General features: G+C 66.3%; 9 protein-coding genes. 2 read left to right on the top strand and 7 right to left on the bottom strand.

Annotated elements, in window-relative coordinates; translation table 11 throughout:
* Positions 1-170: 170 nt before the first annotated feature.
* Complete coding sequence (locus E4P09_RS22400) at positions 171-2,174, top strand: protein meaA (protein ID WP_137391859.1); 2,004 nt, start codon at positions 171-173, stop codon at positions 2,172-2,174.
* Between the two features lie 20 nt (positions 2,175-2,194).
* On the opposite strand, the gene E4P09_RS22405 is transcribed toward E4P09_RS22400, so the two are convergent.
* A complete protein-coding gene (locus tag E4P09_RS22405; RefSeq protein WP_137391860.1) occupies positions 2,195-2,380 on the bottom strand; it encodes a hypothetical protein in 186 nt (61 codons plus the stop codon).
* Between the two features lie 117 nt (positions 2,381-2,497).
* Between E4P09_RS22405 and pdxY the strand changes: the two genes are divergently transcribed.
* A complete protein-coding gene (gene pdxY / locus E4P09_RS22410; protein WP_275406507.1) occupies positions 2,498-3,313 on the top strand; it encodes a pyridoxal kinase in 816 nt (271 codons plus the stop codon).
* Here the strand turns inward: pdxY and treY are convergent.
* From treY to treS, 6 genes are read right to left on the bottom strand one after another with little or no spacing between them, the layout of a single operon-like run.
* Positions 3,310-5,844, bottom strand: coding sequence for a malto-oligosyltrehalose synthase (gene treY / locus E4P09_RS22415; protein WP_137391862.1), 2,535 nt, complete (start codon positions 5,842-5,844; stop codon positions 3,310-3,312). The genes pdxY and treY overlap by 4 nt on opposite strands.
* The gene (gene malQ / locus E4P09_RS22420) at positions 5,841-7,682 is read right to left on the bottom strand and encodes a 4-alpha-glucanotransferase (RefSeq protein ID WP_137391863.1); all 1,842 of its coding nucleotides are present in this window, start codon (positions 7,680-7,682) and stop codon (positions 5,841-5,843) included. The genes treY and malQ overlap by 4 nt, the downstream gene beginning before the upstream one ends.
* Entirely contained in the window at positions 7,679-9,499 is a 1,821-nt protein-coding gene (gene treZ / locus E4P09_RS22425; RefSeq protein ID WP_137391864.1) for a malto-oligosyltrehalose trehalohydrolase, read from the bottom strand. Before treZ ends, malQ begins: the two co-directional genes overlap by 4 nt.
* A gap of 49 nt (positions 9,500-9,548) precedes the next feature.
* Positions 9,549-11,633 (bottom strand): glycogen debranching protein GlgX, encoded by a 2,085-nt coding sequence (gene glgX / locus E4P09_RS22430; RefSeq protein ID WP_137391865.1) that lies wholly within the window; start codon positions 11,631-11,633, stop codon positions 9,549-9,551.
* Between the two features lie 11 nt (positions 11,634-11,644).
* Positions 11,645-13,879 (bottom strand): 1,4-alpha-glucan branching protein GlgB, encoded by a 2,235-nt coding sequence (glgB, locus tag E4P09_RS22435; RefSeq protein WP_137391866.1) that lies wholly within the window; start codon positions 13,877-13,879, stop codon positions 11,645-11,647.
* Positions 13,863-17,198, bottom strand: coding sequence for a maltose alpha-D-glucosyltransferase (gene treS / locus E4P09_RS22440; protein ID WP_137391867.1), 3,336 nt, complete (start codon positions 17,196-17,198; stop codon positions 13,863-13,865). The genes glgB and treS overlap by 17 nt, the downstream gene beginning before the upstream one ends.

The raw sequence follows: 17,198 nt of genomic DNA on the forward strand, positions 1-17,198 counted from the left end.
ATCATAACAGGCAGACCATAGCAATCTAGAGGGATATTGCGCCGCAACAATTTCGGATGCAACAACAAAAGGCGTTATCGCGGTCTTAAGCGTTAGTGGAGAAGCGGAGGTCGTTGCACTGCAAAACGACCCGTGTTGTGATATGCCGCTCGCAACTGGGAGGAGCTGATATGGCCGACAGGTTTTCGCCCCCACAAGGACGTGACAAGCCCTGGATCTTCCGCACCTATGCCGGGCATTCCTCGGCCAGCGCCTCCAATGCCCTCTATCGGAAAAACCTGGAAAAGGGGCAGACGGGCCTGTCCATCGCCTTCGACCTGCCGACCCAGACCGGCTATGACGCCGACCATGTGCTGGCCCGCGGCGAGGTGGGCAAGGTGGGCGTGCCGATCATGCATCTGGGCGACATGCGGCGGCTGCTGGACGGCATTCCGCTGGACAAGATGAACACGTCCATGACCATCAACGCCACCGCGCCGTGGCTGTTGGCGCTTTATGTGGCACTGGCGGACGAGCAGGGCGTCGACCGCAAGGCCCTCTCGGGCACAACGCAGAACGACATCATCAAGGAATATCTCTCGCGCGGCACCTATGTGTTCCCGCCGGCCCCCTCCTTGAGGCTCACCAACGACGTGATCACCTGGGCCTATCGCGAGATCCCGAAGTGGAACCCGACCAATGTCTGCTCCTACCACCTGCAGGAGGCGGGCGCCACGCCGGTGCAGGAGGTGGCCTATGCCCTGGCCACGGCGCAGGAGATCCTGGATGGGGTGAAGGCTTCCGGCACGGTGAACGATGCCGATTTCCCGGAGCTGGTGGGGCGTATCTCGTTCTTCGTCAATGCGGGTCTCCGGTTCCTGACCGAGATCTGCAAGCTGCGCGCCTTCGCCGAGCTGTGGGACGAGATCTGCCGCGACCGCTATGGGGTTGCGGATGAGCGGTTCCGCCGCTTCCGCTATGGGGTGCAGGTGAACTCGCTGGGGCTGACCGAGCAGCAGCCGGAAAACAATGTCTACCGCATATTGCTGGAGATGCTGGCGGTGACGCTGTCGAAGAATGCGCGGGCCCGGGCGGTGCAGCTGCCGGCCTGGAACGAGGCCCTCGGCCTGCCGCGGCCGTGGGACCAGCAATGGTCGCTGAGAATGCAGCAGATCCTGGCTTTCGAGACCGACCTGCTCGAGTTCGGCGACATATTCGACGGTTCGGTGGAGATCGCCCGCAAGACCGAGGAGATCAAGCAGGCGGTCCGCGAGGAGCTGGCCCGGGTGGAAGCCATGGGCGGGGCGATCGCGGCGATCGAAAGCGGCTACATGAAGCAGGAGCTGGTGAAGTCCAATGCCAGCCGGGTGCAGAGCATCGAGGCCGGGGAGCGGATCGTGGTGGGGGTGAACGCCCTGACCGCCAGCGAGCCTTCGCCGCTGGCCGGCAGCGACGGCGGCATTCTCACGGTGCCGGAATCGACCGAGATCGAGGCGATCGAGAGCCTCAAGGCCTGGCGCGCCAAGCGCGACGAGGCGGCGGTTGCCGCCGCGATCGCCGCGCTGCGGGCGGCTGCTCAGGAGGGCCGCAACATCATGGAGCCCTCCATTGCCGCGGCCAAGGCAGGGGTGACCACCGGCGAGTGGGGCGAGACCTTGCGCGAGGTGTTCGGGCAATATCGCGCGCCGACGGGAGTGACCGGCTTCAGCGTCATCATCCCCGCCCAGGAGCGCGACATCGCCCGCATTCGGGAAAAGGTGGCCGAGGCCTCGCGGCGCCTGGGCGAGCAGATGAAGCTGCTGGTGGGCAAGCCGGGACTGGACGGGCATTCCAACGGCGCCGAGCAGGTGGCGGTGCGCGCCCGGGAATGCGGCATGGAGGTGGTCTATGACGGCATCCGGCTGACGCCCGCCGAGATCGTGGACAGCGCCCAGCGGGAGCGGCCCCATGTGATCGGCCTTTCGGTCCTTTCCGGCAGCCACGTGCCGCTGGTGCGCGAGGTGATGAACCGGCTGCGCAATGCGGGCCTGGGCGATGTGCCGGTGGTGGTGGGCGGCATCATCCCGGCCGAGGACGTCTATGTCCTCAAGCAATGCGGGGTGCGCAGCGTCTATACGCCCAAGGACTTCGCGCTGAACGCGATCATGGACGAGATCGTCGAGCTGGTGCTGAACCGGGAGACGGAAGCGGCCTGAGCGGCGGCCGCCGCGGGCGCCTACTTCTTGTTCAGCAGGCGGTCTATGGCGCGGCGGGCAGCCTCATCGGCCTTGTGGTTGGCGCCGTCGACCACGCCAGCAGTGACCGGCGTGCCGCCGCCCGGCTTGTAGACCGCCCAATGCCAGCGATTGCGGCCACGACCGCTGACGACGTATTTGTGTCCCTGGTATTCGGCTTCGGCCATGATGATCCCGGCTTGCTTGAATGGCGTGTTCGGCTTTGACCTGACGGCAGGTGGCGGCTTAGTAACACAGGAGCAGGTCGCGCGTTAAGTGCATCGGGAAACCTCGCCATAAGCCGCATTCTTTCCATATCGTCACAGGTGGTGCGCGGGCATGTCGGCAATTCGGCGGCGGTGCCGGCCTTGCAGGCGCTGGGCCACGAAGTCTGGCCGGTGCCGAGTGTCGTGCTGTCCAACCATCCGGCCCATGGGGCGGTGGCGGGCACAACGGTCTCGGCCGACATTCTCGACGGGATGCTGGACCGGCTCGCCCAGTTCGGCTGGCTGGGCCAGGTGGATGCGGTGCTGACGGGCTATTTCCGCGATCCCGGGCAAGTGGAGGTCGCGGCCCGGCATATCGAGAGGCTGCGCGCGGTGAAGCCTCGGCTTCTCGTGTTCGTGGATCCGATCATGGGGGATGATCCGCGCGGCCTTTACGTGCCGCTGCCGGTGGCGGAGGCGATCCGGGACCGGCTGCTGCCGCTGGCGGACGTGATCGTGCCGAACCGGTTCGAGCTGGCCTGGCTGGCGGGCCAGGCGGTGAGCGAGCTTGCCCAAGCGCGCGCAGCGGCGGCGCGGTTGCGTGTGCCGCAGGTGGTCGTGACCTCGTTCGCCTTGCGCCAGGGCATGGTTTCCAATCTGCTCATCGCCGGTGACCAGGTGCTTGCCGCTGATATCCAGCGGCGGCCGAAGGTGCCGCAAGGCACGGGGGATCTGTTGTCGAGCCTGATGCTGGGGCATCTGCTCAATGGGCATGCGCTGGGCGAGAGCCTCGGGCGGGCGGTCGCCGGCGTGGACGCGGTGCTCGATTTGACCGGTGCGCGCGACGAACTTGCGCTGGCGGAAGCACTGCCCCTGCTCAAGGGTGCGGCGCCGGTTGCCGTAGAGCCGGCTTAAGGCGAGGCGAGCGCGGCCACCGGCAGTGCGTTCATGAGCGTGCGCAGCGGCAGTTCGGCGGAAGGCTCGACCGAGGCGCCGGTCAGCAGATCGCGCCAGCTCTGCGTTTCCGCAAGCGCACCGGGTAGCACGATGCGGGTATCGTCCCAGAGTCCGGCGGGGATCAGCGGCTCGTTCAGCTCGGATGCGAGGGAAAGAGGATGCCTGGTTGCGGCGATCACCAGCGCCTGCCCGCCATGCACCCTGGCATAGGCGATGACATGCCGGGCGTGGCTGCCCTCGACCTGCAGGGGCATGTAGTTTCCTTTTGCGAACAGATCAGCCTGCTCGGCGCGGAAGGCCAGCAGCCTTGCCATGATTGCCTGCTTCACCCGGCCCGAACGCCAGTCGGGAAGCGCGGATGGAGCGCCGCCCTCCAAGTCCTCCAAGGCTTCGGCGCGGGCCTTGAAGTCCACCGGGCGGCGGTTGTCGGGGTCGACCATGCTCTGGTCCCACCACTCGGTGCCCTGATAGGTGTCGGGCACGCCGGGCGCGGTGAGCTTGAGCACCAGCTGCGACAGGCCGTTGACCGCGCCGGCCGCCGCGATCCGCTGGGCCAAGCCCGAGATGCCGGCAATGAAGCCGCCGGAGCGCTCCGGATCGAGCGTCGCATCGATGAAGGCGAACATGGCGTCCTCGTGCGCCTTGGTCGGATCGGTCCAGCGGGTATATTCCTTGGCCTCGCGCAGCGCTTTCGACATGAAGCCGCGCATGCGCTCGCGCAGGGAGGCAAGATCCGGCTCACGGTCAAGGGGCCAGATGCCGAGCAGCATCTGGTAATAGAGCCAGATCTCCTTGGGGTGCGGCACGAGCCGCGACCCGAGCGGACGGCGAAATGGCGCGTTCAAGGCCCACCACCGGGAGGCCTGCTCGGCAAACAGGTCGGGGATCTCGGCCAGTACGGCGATGCGCGCCCGCGTATCCTCGCCGCGCTTGGTGTCATGGGAGCTGGTGGTGAGCATGCAATGGGGCCAATGCGCCGCGCGCTCCTGGTTGGCCTCGTGGAACAGCGCCGGCGTGACCTCCGGGCCGGCCGGTTCCGCCCCCACCTCGTTGAGGGCGATCAGGGGCACGAAGCGGTAGAAGGCGGTATCTTCAAGGGCCTTGGCGGTGAGCGGGCCGGAGACCTGCTGGAAGGCCATGGCGAAGGCGAAGCCGTCGGCAGTCTCGCCGCGCAGCAGCTGCATGACGTAGCGCAGCTCTTCCTGCGATTCCGCCCCGATCTCGTCCTCGGCCGCGAGCTCGACCCGGCGGAGCACCTCCCGGTCTTCGGGGCTGATCCCCTCTTCGGTGATGTAGGTTCGGTACTGGGGAAAGGCGACGAGCACCTCGGCCAGCGCCCGGCGGAGGGCCGGCTCGGACACGTCGCGGGTGACGGGGTCCTGCTGGGCGATCTCGTAGGCGCGGCGCGCGAGCGTGTTGAGCTCGGTGGCAAAGCTCAGCCCGAGGATGAAGCGCTTAGACTGCTCGGCAATGCCGTGATAGGTGCGGTGATCGCCGGTGAACGCGCGATAGGCCTTGTCCAGCGCGGCATAGCCGTCCTGGTGAACCTGCAGCGCGGTTACGCGGCGGCCGAACTCATAGCCGGTGGTGCCTTCGACCGGCCAGTCGCTCCTGAGCTTTTCGTTCCCCTCCAGGATCTTCTCGACCACGATGTAGAAGGGATCCCGGCGCAGGTTCGAAACCGTCTGCCGCAACCGCTTCAGATAACCCGTGGGATCGCGCAGGCCGTCGATATGATCGAGGCGCAGACCGTCTATGGCCCCTGCCCTCACCAAGTCGAACACCAGCCGATGGGCCTGCTCGAACACCTGCGGATCTTCCATGCGCAGGGCGACGAGATCGTTGATGTCGAAAAAGCGGCGGTAGTTGAGCGCGTCGGACGCCATACGCCAATGGGCCAGGCGATAGTGCTGGGCTTCCAGCAGCCGGTGCATGCCCTCGGGCGTCTTCGTTGCCTCCACATCGAGGTTGCCCACGGTTTCGGGCGATAAGGGGAACCGCTTGTCGTAATAGGCGATCTCAGGCTCGCCCTTCTCGCTGACGACCGACAAGCCGCCTTGGCCGAGCACCGTGCCATAGGAATCGCCCAGCACCGGCAGGAGCACGCGCCCGTCATAGCGCTGCCAGTCGATATCGAAGAAGCGGGCGTAGGGGCTTGCCTCGCCGTGGCGCAACAGGTCGTGCCACCAGCCATTTTGGGTGGAGGCCGCCATGTGATTGGGCACGATGTCCAGGATCAGGCCCAGCCCCTCGGCCTCGAGCGCGGCGCGCATGGCCCTGAACCCCTCCTCCCCGCCCAGCGCGGGATCGAAGGCGTTGCAGTCCGTCACGTCATAGCCATGGGTCGAACCGGACTGGGCGGTGAAAACCGGCGAGGCATAGACATGGCTGATGCCGAGGCGCCTGAGATAGGGCGCGACGTCGGCCGCGGACCGGAAGGTGAAGCCATTACGGAACTGCAGACGGTAGGTGGCACGGACTGATGTCATCGGCGGGGTCGCTCCAACGCCACGGCCCGGCAGATCGCGCTGAAGCGGGGGCTGGCGTCCAGCTCTTCGATAGCGACCGGCAGCTTGCGCCGCCAGTTCGGGTGGGGGTCGGTATTGCCGGGCAGGTTGGGCTGCTCAATCTCGCCCAGCGCATCCTCGAGCTGGATAGCGAACAGGCGGCACGGTGTGCTGGCCACGAAGAGGTGGAGCTTGGCGGCGAGGTCATCATCCAGGTCATCCGGCAGGCGATCACCGGGATCGACCAGCCCCGCATCGACAAGCGCGTCCCACAGGTGCCGGCGGTCGGCCTCCCGCGTTTCGCGCTCTTCCCTGGCGGCGATGTCGTCCAGGATCCCGAGCTCTTGCCGCACCTCGATGTCATGACCCTGCCACCACCCGCGCAGCGTGGGGAGGTCGTGGGTGGAGAGGCAGGCGAGCGCATGGGCGGGATAATCTTCCGGCCTGATGAAGCCGCCCCAGCGGAGGCGCTCGAACATCAGCACGCGATAGGCGTGGATATTCGCCGCCTCCAGGGTATCGGTGAAGCGTTCGGGCACGGTGCCCAGGGCCTCGGCGATGACAAGCGCCTTCTGGCTGTTCGAGGCCTCCGCCACGGCGGCGATCATGTCGATGAGGGGGTAATGGACATAAGCGCCGTCGGCGGGCGTCATGCCCTTCGGCACCCAGAACAGGCGGGTGAGCGCCATGGCATGGTCCAGCCGGACAGCACCGGCATGGCGCATGTTGGCCGCGAGCTCCTGCCTGAGCGGCGCGAGCCCGCGTTCCTTGAGCGCCACCGGCGAGAGCGGCGCAAGGCCCCAGTCCTGCCCGCGCGCGTTCATCATGTCGGGCGGGGCGCCGATCGAGGCGCCCTCGATGGCCAGGGCCGGGTCGGCCCAGGTCTCGGCGCTGTCGGCCGCAACGCCGACCGCCAGGTCCACATAGAGGCCGACGCGCATGCCTGCCTCCCTCGCCGCCTGCTGGGCGCGGGCCAGCTGGCTGTCCGCCAGCCATTGCAGCCAGGCGAAGTAGGAGATGCGGTCGCCTTGGGCCGCGGCGAAACGGCGGCTGCCCGGCGCATCGGGAGAACGGAAATCGTCAGGCCATTCCTGCCAGGGCACCGGCCGTTCGGCCTCGGCGTGGAAGTGCTCGGACAGGGCTTCGAACAGGCAGTGGGTCTCCAGGCTTTCGCCACCTTTCTCGCGGAAGGCGCCGAAGGCCTGCCGCCGGGCGCCGTCACCTTGCGCGAACTCCCGATACATCAGGCAGAGCGCATTCCATTTCACCGCCGCCACGCCGGGGTAATTGACGAAGGGCTCGGCGCGCAGCCTTTCCAGGATCTCCGCGCCAACAGGGCCGATCGCCTCGTATTCGGGCTCCAGATCCGGCGCGACATAAAGGGGGTTGAGGAACCGCTTGCTGGACGGCGCGTAGGGACTGCTGCGCGACGGATCACTCGGGAAAAGCGCATGCAATGGCGACAGGCCGACGAAATCGCCCCCAGCGGCAGCAACGCGCTTGGCAAGCTCGGCCAGATCGGCGAAGTCGCCGATGCCCCAGTTGCGGGAGGAACGAAGACCATACAGCTGGCAGGTGACACCCCAGATGCGATTGCCCCGCAAGCTTTCGGGGACGAAGCAGGCGGGCACCTCCTGATCGGCCGCCTCGGACAGGGCGCGATCAGGCATTCCGTTGGCCCCTGGCGCGCTGGGATCGATGCCCATGACCTTGAGGATGGCCGCCACGCCCGCACGCGAGGCGTCGCGCTTCTCGCCCTTTTCCGAGACATAGGTCAGCGCGATGCCGTTTGCCTCGGCCACACGATCAAGCTCGCTCATTCGCTTCCGCCCTCGGCTAAGGTCCAGACCACCGCCCAGGGCGGCAGGGTATCGCCGATGCCTGCCTGTCCGGGCACGGCATAGAGATTACGGCCGGACTGCGGAGGACGGGAAGCCGGGCTGTCGGAGAGATTGGCCAACAGCACAAGGGTGCCGCGCTGGGTCTGCCATGCCACGCGAAGCACGTTGCCGGCAACCTCGAAGCTGCCGGCATTGGGGCCGATGTCCCTGGCGAGCGGCGCGATCTCGCGGGCGCGGACCGCCAGCAGCTCGCGCACGAGGCCCAGCCGCGCCTGGTGCGGGCCGCCGTCGCGCGCCTTTTCCCAGTCGAGCTTGGACTGTTCGAACGTGGCAAGCGCGTTCGGGTCCGGGATCTTCTCGCGCGCCTCCTCGGACTGGAAGCGGGCGAACCGGGAGAATTCGCTGCGGCGCCCCTCGCGGACCGCGTCCGCCAGCTCGTCATGAAAATCGCAGAAGAAGCAGAAGGGCCGGGTCTCGCCCCATTCCTCGCCCATGAACATGAGGGGCACCTGCGGGGCGAGCAGCAGCAGGCAAAGCGCCGCCTCGACCGCCTGCGGCTCCGCAAGGGCGGCCAGGCGGTCGCCGAAAGCCCGGTTGCCGATCTGGTCGTGGTTCTGGATGAAGTTCACGAAGGCCGAGGGCGGCAGGTGGGCACTGGGTTCACCCCGGATCCGGCCGCCGCGGAACGGCGATTTCTCGCCCTGGTAGACGAAGCCCGTGGCAAGCGCTCTGCCGATCCTGGCGAGGCGATCGTCGCTGTAGTCCTCGTAATAGCCGTCGGTCTCGTTCGTGAGCTGGGCATGGACCACGTGGTGATAGTCATCGTTCCACTGAGCACTATACAGGCGCGGGTTCATTGCCGGATCGCGCTGGAGCAGCAGGGCCTGGTTCTGGTCGTTCTCGAGCACGAGATGCACATGACGATCGGTGATCCTCTGGCGGATATAGGCGGCCATCTCCACCAGGAAGTGGGTGTCCGAAGGGTCGACGATCTGGTCCACCGCATCGAAGCGCAGGCCATCGAAGCGATATTCCTCCAGCCAATACGCGGCGTTGTGCAGGAAGAAATCGCGCACGGGCCGCTGTGTGTAGTCGATACCGGCGCCCCAGGGTGTCTTGCGCGCGTCGTCGAAAAAGGCTTCGGCATAAGCGTGCAAGTAATTCCCCACCGGGCCGAAGTGGTTGTAGACCACGTCGAGGAACACCATGAGCCCGAGGCCGTGGGCTTCGTCGATGAGCTGCTTCAGGTCATCGGGCGAGCCATAGGCCCGGTCCGGGGCATAGGGCATGACGCCGTCATAGCCCCAGCCCCGGGTGCCGCTGAAGTCGGCGACGGGCATGAGCTCGATGGCGGTGAAGCCGGCATCGACAAAGTGGCCGAGCCTCCGGCGCAGACCGTCGAACGTGCCTTCGGGCGAGAACGTGCCGACATGCAGCTCGTAAAGGACCGCCTCCTCCCAAGGGCGCCCGAGCCAAGCGGCGTTGCGCCAGCGATAGGCGCGCGGGTCCACGACGAGGCTCGGGCCGTCCACGTCATCGCGCTGGCAGCGCGAGGCGGGGTCCGGCACCCGGCGGCCGTCGGGCAAGGCGTAGACATAGGCATCGCCGGCCCCGAAGGCCCGCGTTGCGAGCCTGAACCAGCCGCCGTCTTCGGGCTGCATGTCCTCGCGGGCGCTGCTGTCCGGGTTCACCACGGACATGCCTTTCTGGTTCGGCGCCCAGATGCGGAATAGAACCGAGCCGTCTTCCTGTAGCTGCGCGCCAAATGGGAATGGGTAGGAGAATTGTTCTGTCATGGGCGTGAGAACGACGGGATCTCAATTTCGATCCTTGTTGCCGCACGCCTCACGCAGATTTTTCGGCGAGCAGCAGCGCGCGTGGGGCAAGGCCGAACTGTTCACCCCCGGCGACGGTGCTCAGCCCGGTTTCCGCCGTGTCGAGGAGAATGGTCCATTGGGCGGCGATCCCGGCCGGGAGCCTGAACTGCTGCGCGTCGGCGGATGCATTCAACATCAATGCCAGCGGAGGTTCATCTTCAGCGGCGAAGACCACGGTGATGCTACGGGCGGCAGGATCGCTCCAGTCTTCGATCTGCATGGGCTGGGCATCGGGCCGGAGCCAGGCGACATCGCGCAGGCCGTTGCTCAAGGAGAAGCCGTGCTTGAATCGGTCCGAGCGCAGCTGGGGGTGCGCGCGGCGCAAGGCGGTGAGGCTCGCGACAAAGCCGATCAAGGCCCTGCCCTCTTCGGTGAGGCCGGGCCAGTCGATCCAGCTGGTGGCGTTGTCCTGCACATAGGCGTTGTTGTTGCCGTTCTGGCTGCGGCCGAGCTCATCCCCCATCAGCAGCATGGGCGTGCCCTGGGCGAGCAGCAGGGTCGCCAGCATGTTGCGCATCTGCCGTGAGCGGACGGCGCGGATCTCCGGATCGTCCGTCGGCCCCTCGACCCCATAATTGGCGCTGAAATTGCGGTCGGTGCCGTCGCGGTTGCCTTCGCCATTGGCCTCGTTGTGCTTGCGCTCGTAAGAGACGAGGTCGGCCAGGGTGAAGCCGTCATGGGCGGTGATGAAGTTGACGCTGGTCCAGGCCGGGCGGGTCGGGTTCTGGGCGATATCATGCTCGAACATGTCGGCCGAGCCGAGCAGCCGGCCGGCAAGCTCCGGCAGGATGTGCTCATCGCCGCGCCAGAAGGCGCGCACGGTGTCGCGGAAGCGGTCGTTCCACTCGGCCCAGCCGGGCGGGAAAAAGCCGACACGGTAGCCATCGGGGCCCACGTCCCAGGCCTCGGCGATCAGCTTGCGGCGGGACAGGATCGGATCGCTGGCGACCATGTCGAGGAAGCCGCCGGGGACGGCAAAGCTGCTGCCGTCGCGGATCAGGGTGGTGGCGAGGTCGAAGCGGAAGCCGTCGACCCCCATCACATCCGTCCAGTAGCGCAGGCTGTCGATCACCAGCTGGCGCACCTGGGGGTGCTTCACGTTGAAGCTGTTGCCGGTGCCGGTGACGTTCACGCAATAGCGGGGATCATCGTCGCGGAGCCAGTAGTAGCTGGCATTGTCGAGGCCGCGGAAGGCCAGGGTCGGGCCGATCTCCTCGCTCTCGGCGGTGTGGTTGTAGACCACGTCCAGGATGACCTCGATGCCCGCCTCGTGCAGGCGCTCGACCATGGCCTTGAAGCCATAGGGGTTCGGCGCTGCGCCCAGATAGGGCGGATGGGGCGCGAAGAAGGCGAGGGTGTTATAGCCCCAGTAATTGTGCATGCCACGGCGGGCGACCGGATGCTCGTCGACGAAGGCCTGGATGGGCAGAAGCTCGATGGCGGTGACGCCGAGCTTCACCAGATGCTCGATGATGGCGGGCGAGGCGACGCCGGCGAAGGTGCCCTGCTGCGCGCCCGGCACGGCCGGGTGGGTTTTGGACAGACCCACCACATGGGCCTCGTAGATGATGGTATCCGTCCAGGGGTGGTGCGGCCTCGGGTGGGAGAGGCCGGCGAGGTTCGGGGCCACCACCACCGATTTCGGCACGAAGGGCGCGCTGTCGCGGGTGTCGAAGGACAGGTCCGCCTCGGGGCTGCCCGCCTGATAGCCCAGGATCTCGTCGCGCCAGCGCAGGCTGCCGCGCAGAGCCCGGGCATAAGGGTCGATCAGCAGCTTGTTGGGGTTGAAGCGATGGCCCCGCTGCGGATCATAGGGGCCGTGGACGCGGTAGCCGTAGACGAGGCCGGGGCGGGCGCCCTCGAGATAGCCGTGCCAGATGTCGCCGGTGCGCTCCGGGAGGTCGAGCCGCCGCAGCTCGCGTTCGCCCTCGGCATCGAAGAGGCAGAGCTCGACCCGTTCCCCATTGGCGGAAAACAGCGCGAAATTCACGCCGGCACCATCGAAGGTGGCTCCTAAGGGGGCGGGGACACCGGAGGTTAGGCCATCGTTCATGCTTCCGGCGACTATTCCGGTTCGAGGACGAGCGTCGCGAGCGGCGGCAGCGTCAAGGAGAGCGAGCAAGGCCGCCCGTGCCAGGATGCATCATCCGCCATCACGGCGCCAGCATTCCCCACACCGCTGCCGCCATATTCGGTTGCGTCGGTGTTGAGCCGTTCGCGCCAGAGGCCGCCGCAGGGCACGCCGACCCGGTAGCCGCGGCGCACCACCGGGGTGAAATTGCACACGATAAGGCAGGGCTTGGTGCCTTCGGCCCCGAAGCGCATGTAGGAGAGGACGCTGGCGTCGGCGTCCGATGCGTCGACCCACTGGAAGCCGCGGGCGTCGCAGTCGCGCTGGTGCAGGGCGGGGAGCGCGCGGTAGAGCCGGTTCAGGTCGCGCACCAGACGCTGCACGCCGCGATGTTCGGGCGTGTCCAGGAGGTGCCAGTCGAGGCTGTGGTCGTGGCTCCACTCGCGCTCCTGGGCGAACTCGCCGCCCATGAACAGGAGCTTCTTGCCGGGGTGGGTCCACATGAAGCCGAAATAGGCGCGCAGGTTGGCGAATTTCTGCCAGCGGTCGCCCGGCATCTTGCCAAGGAGCGAGCCCTTGCCGTGCACCACCTCGTCGTGGGACAGGGGCAGGATGAAATTCTCGGAGAAGGCGTAGAGCAGGCCGAAGGTGAGCTGGTTGTGGTGGTAGCGGCGGTGGATGGGATCCTGGCTCATGTAAGCCAGCGTGTCGTGCATCCAGCCCATGTTCCACTTGTAGCCGAAGCCGAGCCCGCCGGTATAGGTGGGCCGCGAGACGCCAGGCCAGGCGGTCGACTCCTCCGCCACCATGGTGATGCCAGGATGGCGCTCGTAGGTGACCTCGTTCAGCTGCTTGAGAAAGGCCACGGCCTCGAGATTCTCGTTGCCGCCGAAAGCGTTCGGCACCCACTCGCCGGGATTGCGGCTGTAGTCGAGATAGAGCATGGAGGCCACCGCATCGACCCGCAGGCCGTCCACATGGAAGCGGTCGAGCCAGAAGAGCGCGTTGGCGAGCAGGAAGTTGGCGACCTCCCGCCGGCCATAGTTGTAGATCAGGGTGTTCCAGTCGCGATGGAAGCCCTGGCGCGGATCGGCATGCTCATAGAGCGCGGTGCCGTCGAAGCGGCCGAGGCCGTGGGCGTCCGTGGGGAAATGGCCGGGCACCCAGTCGATCATGACGCCGATGCCGGCCCGGTGCGCCCGGTTCATGAAGCGGGCGAACCCGTCCGGGCTGCCGAAGCGGCTGGTGGGGGCGAACAGGCCGATCGGCTGGTAGCCCCACGAGCCATCGAAGGGGAATTCGGAGATCGGCAGGCATTCGATATGGGTGAAGCCCATGTCGGCCACGTAGGGGATCAGCTTGTCGCCAAGCTCGTCCCAATTGAGCATGCGCCAGCCATCCGCCCGCGCCCATGAGCCGAGGTGGCATTCGTAGATGGAAATGGGCGCGTCCAGCGCCTGGGCCTGGGCGCGCCGCTCGAGCCAGTCGCCGTCGGCCCAATCGACCTTGACGTCGCCCGCCACCTTGGACGCGGTCAGCGGCGGATGCTCGGCGGCGAAGGCGACGGGGTCGGCCTTGAGCGGCAGACGCTCGCCATGGGCACCGATGATCTCGTATTTGTAGATGGTGTCGGGTCCCAGCCCGGGAATGAAGATGTCCCAGATCCCACAGCCCAGGTGGAGGCGCATGGGATGGCAGCGACCATCCCAGTGGTTGAAGTTGCCGACCACGCTGACGCGCCTGGCATTGGGGGCCCAGACGGCGAAGGACACGCCCTCGACCCCCTCCAACGTTCGGATATGGGCGCCCAGGGCTTCATAAAGACGGAGATGCCTGCCCTCGCACAGGAGATGAATGTCGAGCGGCCCCAGCGCCGTGGGGAAGCGATAGGGATCCTCGCGGATCTCCTCGGCCATCGGCCAGCGGATCTTCAGCCGATAGGGAAAACGCTGCTCGCGGCCAGGAATGGGGCCGGCAAAGAAGCCGGCGTCGTGCAGGCATTCAAGACGCGCCACGCTGCCGCCCTGCTCATCCAGCACCTCCACAGCCTGAGCGGTGGGCAGGAAGGCGCAGACGCTGAGCGGCACCCCGTCATCTCCGCCATGCATGCCCAATATGCCGAAGGGGTCGCCGTGGCGGCCCTCGACAACCGCCTGAATGGCGCCGCGGCTCGGGCGCCAGTCCGGCGCAGGGCGTCGATCGCGCCGTTCCTCAAGCGTTTTCGGCATCCTTTCCTGCACTGGATCCATCCGTTGCCTCGGGCGTGAGAAGGCGCATCAGGCCGGTCAGCGGGATATCGACCCATTTCGGCCTGTTCGATGCCTCATAGGCGATCTCGTAAAGAGCCTTCTCAAGGAGGAAGAGCTCCAACAAGCTATCGAAGGTCGCCTCGGAAAGCTCGATTCCCGGCCCGTCCGATGCGCCGCGTATGGTCTGCTTATATGCGTCGAGAAACGCTGCGGTGGTCTGCCGGTTCCAATGGCGCACGGCCGTCACCGCGGCCTCATCGGTCACCGGCTCGTCCTCCGCCCAGCGTATCGCGGTAAACGCGGCATAATCGAACGAGCGCACCATGCCGGCCACGTCCTTCAGGGGCGAGGTCTTCCGGCGGCGCGCCTCGACACCACGCGCAGGCTCGCCTTCGAAGTCGATGATGTAGAATTCGTTCTGGGCCACCAGCACCTGTCCGAGATGATAGTCGCCATGCACGCGGGTCTTCAACCCGTTTACCGGACGGGCGGCGAGATCGTCGATGCGCCGGCTGATCAGGTCGCCGGCGGCGAGCATCTTCCGAGCCGAGGCGTGCAGCTTCTCGGGCAGGCCGGCCGGCAAGTTCTCCAGCGCCGCGCGGGAGCGCGCATGCTGTTCGTGCACCGCCTGCGCCCAAGCCTGGAGATCCGCCGGCGTGATGGGCTCGGGGGCGAATGCCGGATCATCCGTGGGCGAAGCGAAGGCAAGGTGAAGGCTGCCCGTGCGGCGGCCGAGGGTGCGGGCGCGGTCGAGATAAGGGGCGAGCGCGCCCGCGATCGTCTCCTCGTTGATCGAGATCCCACGGGCCGAAAGACTCATGGCCTCGTCATCGATGAAGCGCTTCAGCCATTCGATGGTGGCTTCCCATCCGTCGCCCTGGTTGCGCACGAAGGCATAGGCTGCACCGAGCACGGTGGTGCGGCCCTCGCCATCGGCAAACTCGATGGCGCCGAGATAGGCCGGCGTATTGGCGAAGCGGGCCACCTCGGTGAGGAAGCGGCCGACTTCGATCTCGGGCTGCACGCCTTCCTGCAGCTTGCGGTAGAGCTTCAACATGACCTTGCTGTCGAGCAGGACGGATGTGTTGCTCTGCTCGGCACCCAGGCGGCGGATCTCAGGCGTCTCGGCAATGTCCAATCGCCGCAGCTGCTCAGTGGACGAGAACCGGATCTCGCCGCCTTCGCTCGACACCCGGCGCTGCTCGCGCATGGCGGCAACCACCATGCGGATGAAGTCGTCGCTCTGGGAGGAATCGAACAGGGCGCCGAGAGAGGGACCCGAGCGCACCTTGGCGATGGTGTAGGACAAAAGCGGCGCGCCGGGCGAGATGTGCTGCTCGCCCCAGGCCACCGTCATGGGCAGCAGATAGCGCTGCGGGCTCGCGGCCGGGTCGGGCCTGACATCCAACTGAACGAACAGGTGCTGGCCCTCCGCCCCTTCAACCAGGGTGGTCGAAGCAATCGTGACCTCCGGCTGCGCGGCCCCCTTTTCCGCAAACCAGCGCTGGTTGGGCAGGAAGGCGGGCAACGCCTTCTTCTCCAGCAGGATCCGCGCCTTGAACCCGGTGATGTCGGTTTCGAGATTGCGGATCACGATGGTGGTGAACTCCGGCACCGGCTCAGGCATCGGCGTGTGCCAGGCAGGGAGATCTGCCTGTTTGGTGATGTTGAACCAGTAGAAGCCATAGGCCGGCAGAGTGAGCAGATAGGGAAGGTCCCCGATGGGCGGGAACGGCGAACGGCCGAGCATCTCGATCGGCACCGCGCCCTTGAAGGCGGACAAGTCCAGCTCCACCGCCTGCGCCGCACGTGACAAGTTGGCCACGCATAGGATCGTCTCCTCCTCGTATTGGCGCAGGTAGGCGAGAACCTTGCGGTTGCGCGGGAACAGGAAGGTCATGGTTCCGCGACCGAAAGCCGTGTGCTGCTTCCGCACCGCGATGATGCGCTTCATCCAGTTCAGCAGCGACGAGCGGTTTGCCTGCTGGGCCTCCACGTTCACAACGGCGTAGCCGTAGACGGGATCCATGATCGGCGGGAGATAAAGCCGCTGCGGATCGGCGCGCGAGAACCCGCCATTGCGGTCGGACGACCATTGCATCGGGGTGCGCACGCCATCACGGTCGCCCAGAAAGAAGTTGTCGCCCATGCCGATCTCGTCGCCGTAATAGATGACCGGGGTACCGGGCATCGAAAAGAGCAGCGCGTTCATCAGCTCGATCTTGCGGCGGTCGTTGTCCATGAGGGTGGAAAGCCGCCGCCTGATGCCGAGATTGATGCGGCCCCGGCGCTCTTCCGCATAGTAGTTCCAGAGATAGTCGCGCTCACGGTCGGTGACCATTTCGAGCGTGAGCTCATCATGGTTGCGCAAGAAGATGGCCCACTGGGCATTGTCGGGAATTTCCGGCGTCTGATCGATGATGTCGGTGATCGGGTGCCGGTCTTCCTGGGCCAGAGCCATGTACATGCGCGGCATGAGCGGAAAGTGGAAGGCCATGTGGCACTCGTCGCCGTCGCCGAAATAGGGGCGCGTATCCTCCGGCCACTGGTTTGCTTCCGCCAGCAGCATGCGGCCGGGGAAATGGGCGTCCACCTCGGCGCGGATGGCTTTCAGCACCTCGTGGGTTTCGGGCAGGTTCTCGTTGTTGGTGCCCTCGCGCTCACGGAGGTAGGGCACGGCGTCGAGCCGCATGCCGTCCACCCCCATCTCCAGCCAGAAGTGCATCACCCGGACCACTTCCTTCAGCACCCGCGGGTTCTCGAAGTTGAGGTCGGGCTGATGGGAGTAGAAACGGTGCCAGAAATAGGCCTGGGCGACCGGGTCCCAGGTCCAGTTGGAGGTTTCCGTATCGAGGAAGATGATGCGCGTGCCCTGATACTTCTTGTCCGTGTCGCTCCAGACATAGAAATCGCGGGCGCTGGTGCCGGGCTTCGCCATGCGGGCGCGCTGAAACCAGGCATGCTGATCGGAGGTATGGTTGATGACCAGCTCGGTGATCACGCGGATGCCGCGCCGGTGCGCCTCGCGGACGAAGCGGCGGAAATCCTTCATGGTGCCGTAGGCAGGGTTCACCGCCTCGTAATCGGCGATGTCATAACCATCATCACGCAGGGGCGAAGGATAGAACGGCAACAGCCATATGGCCGTCACGCCGAGATCCTGGATATAGTCGAGCTTTTCGAGCAGGCCGGGAAAGTCGCCAATTCCATCGTTATTGGCGTCGAAGAAGGCTTTGACGTGCAGCTGGTAGATAATGACGTCCTTGTACCAAGTCGAATCACTCCAATCGACGGCCAT

This window comes from Rhodoligotrophos defluvii (genome assembly GCF_005281615.1).
Lineage (GTDB): Bacteria > Pseudomonadota > Alphaproteobacteria > Rhizobiales > Im1 > Rhodoligotrophos > Rhodoligotrophos defluvii.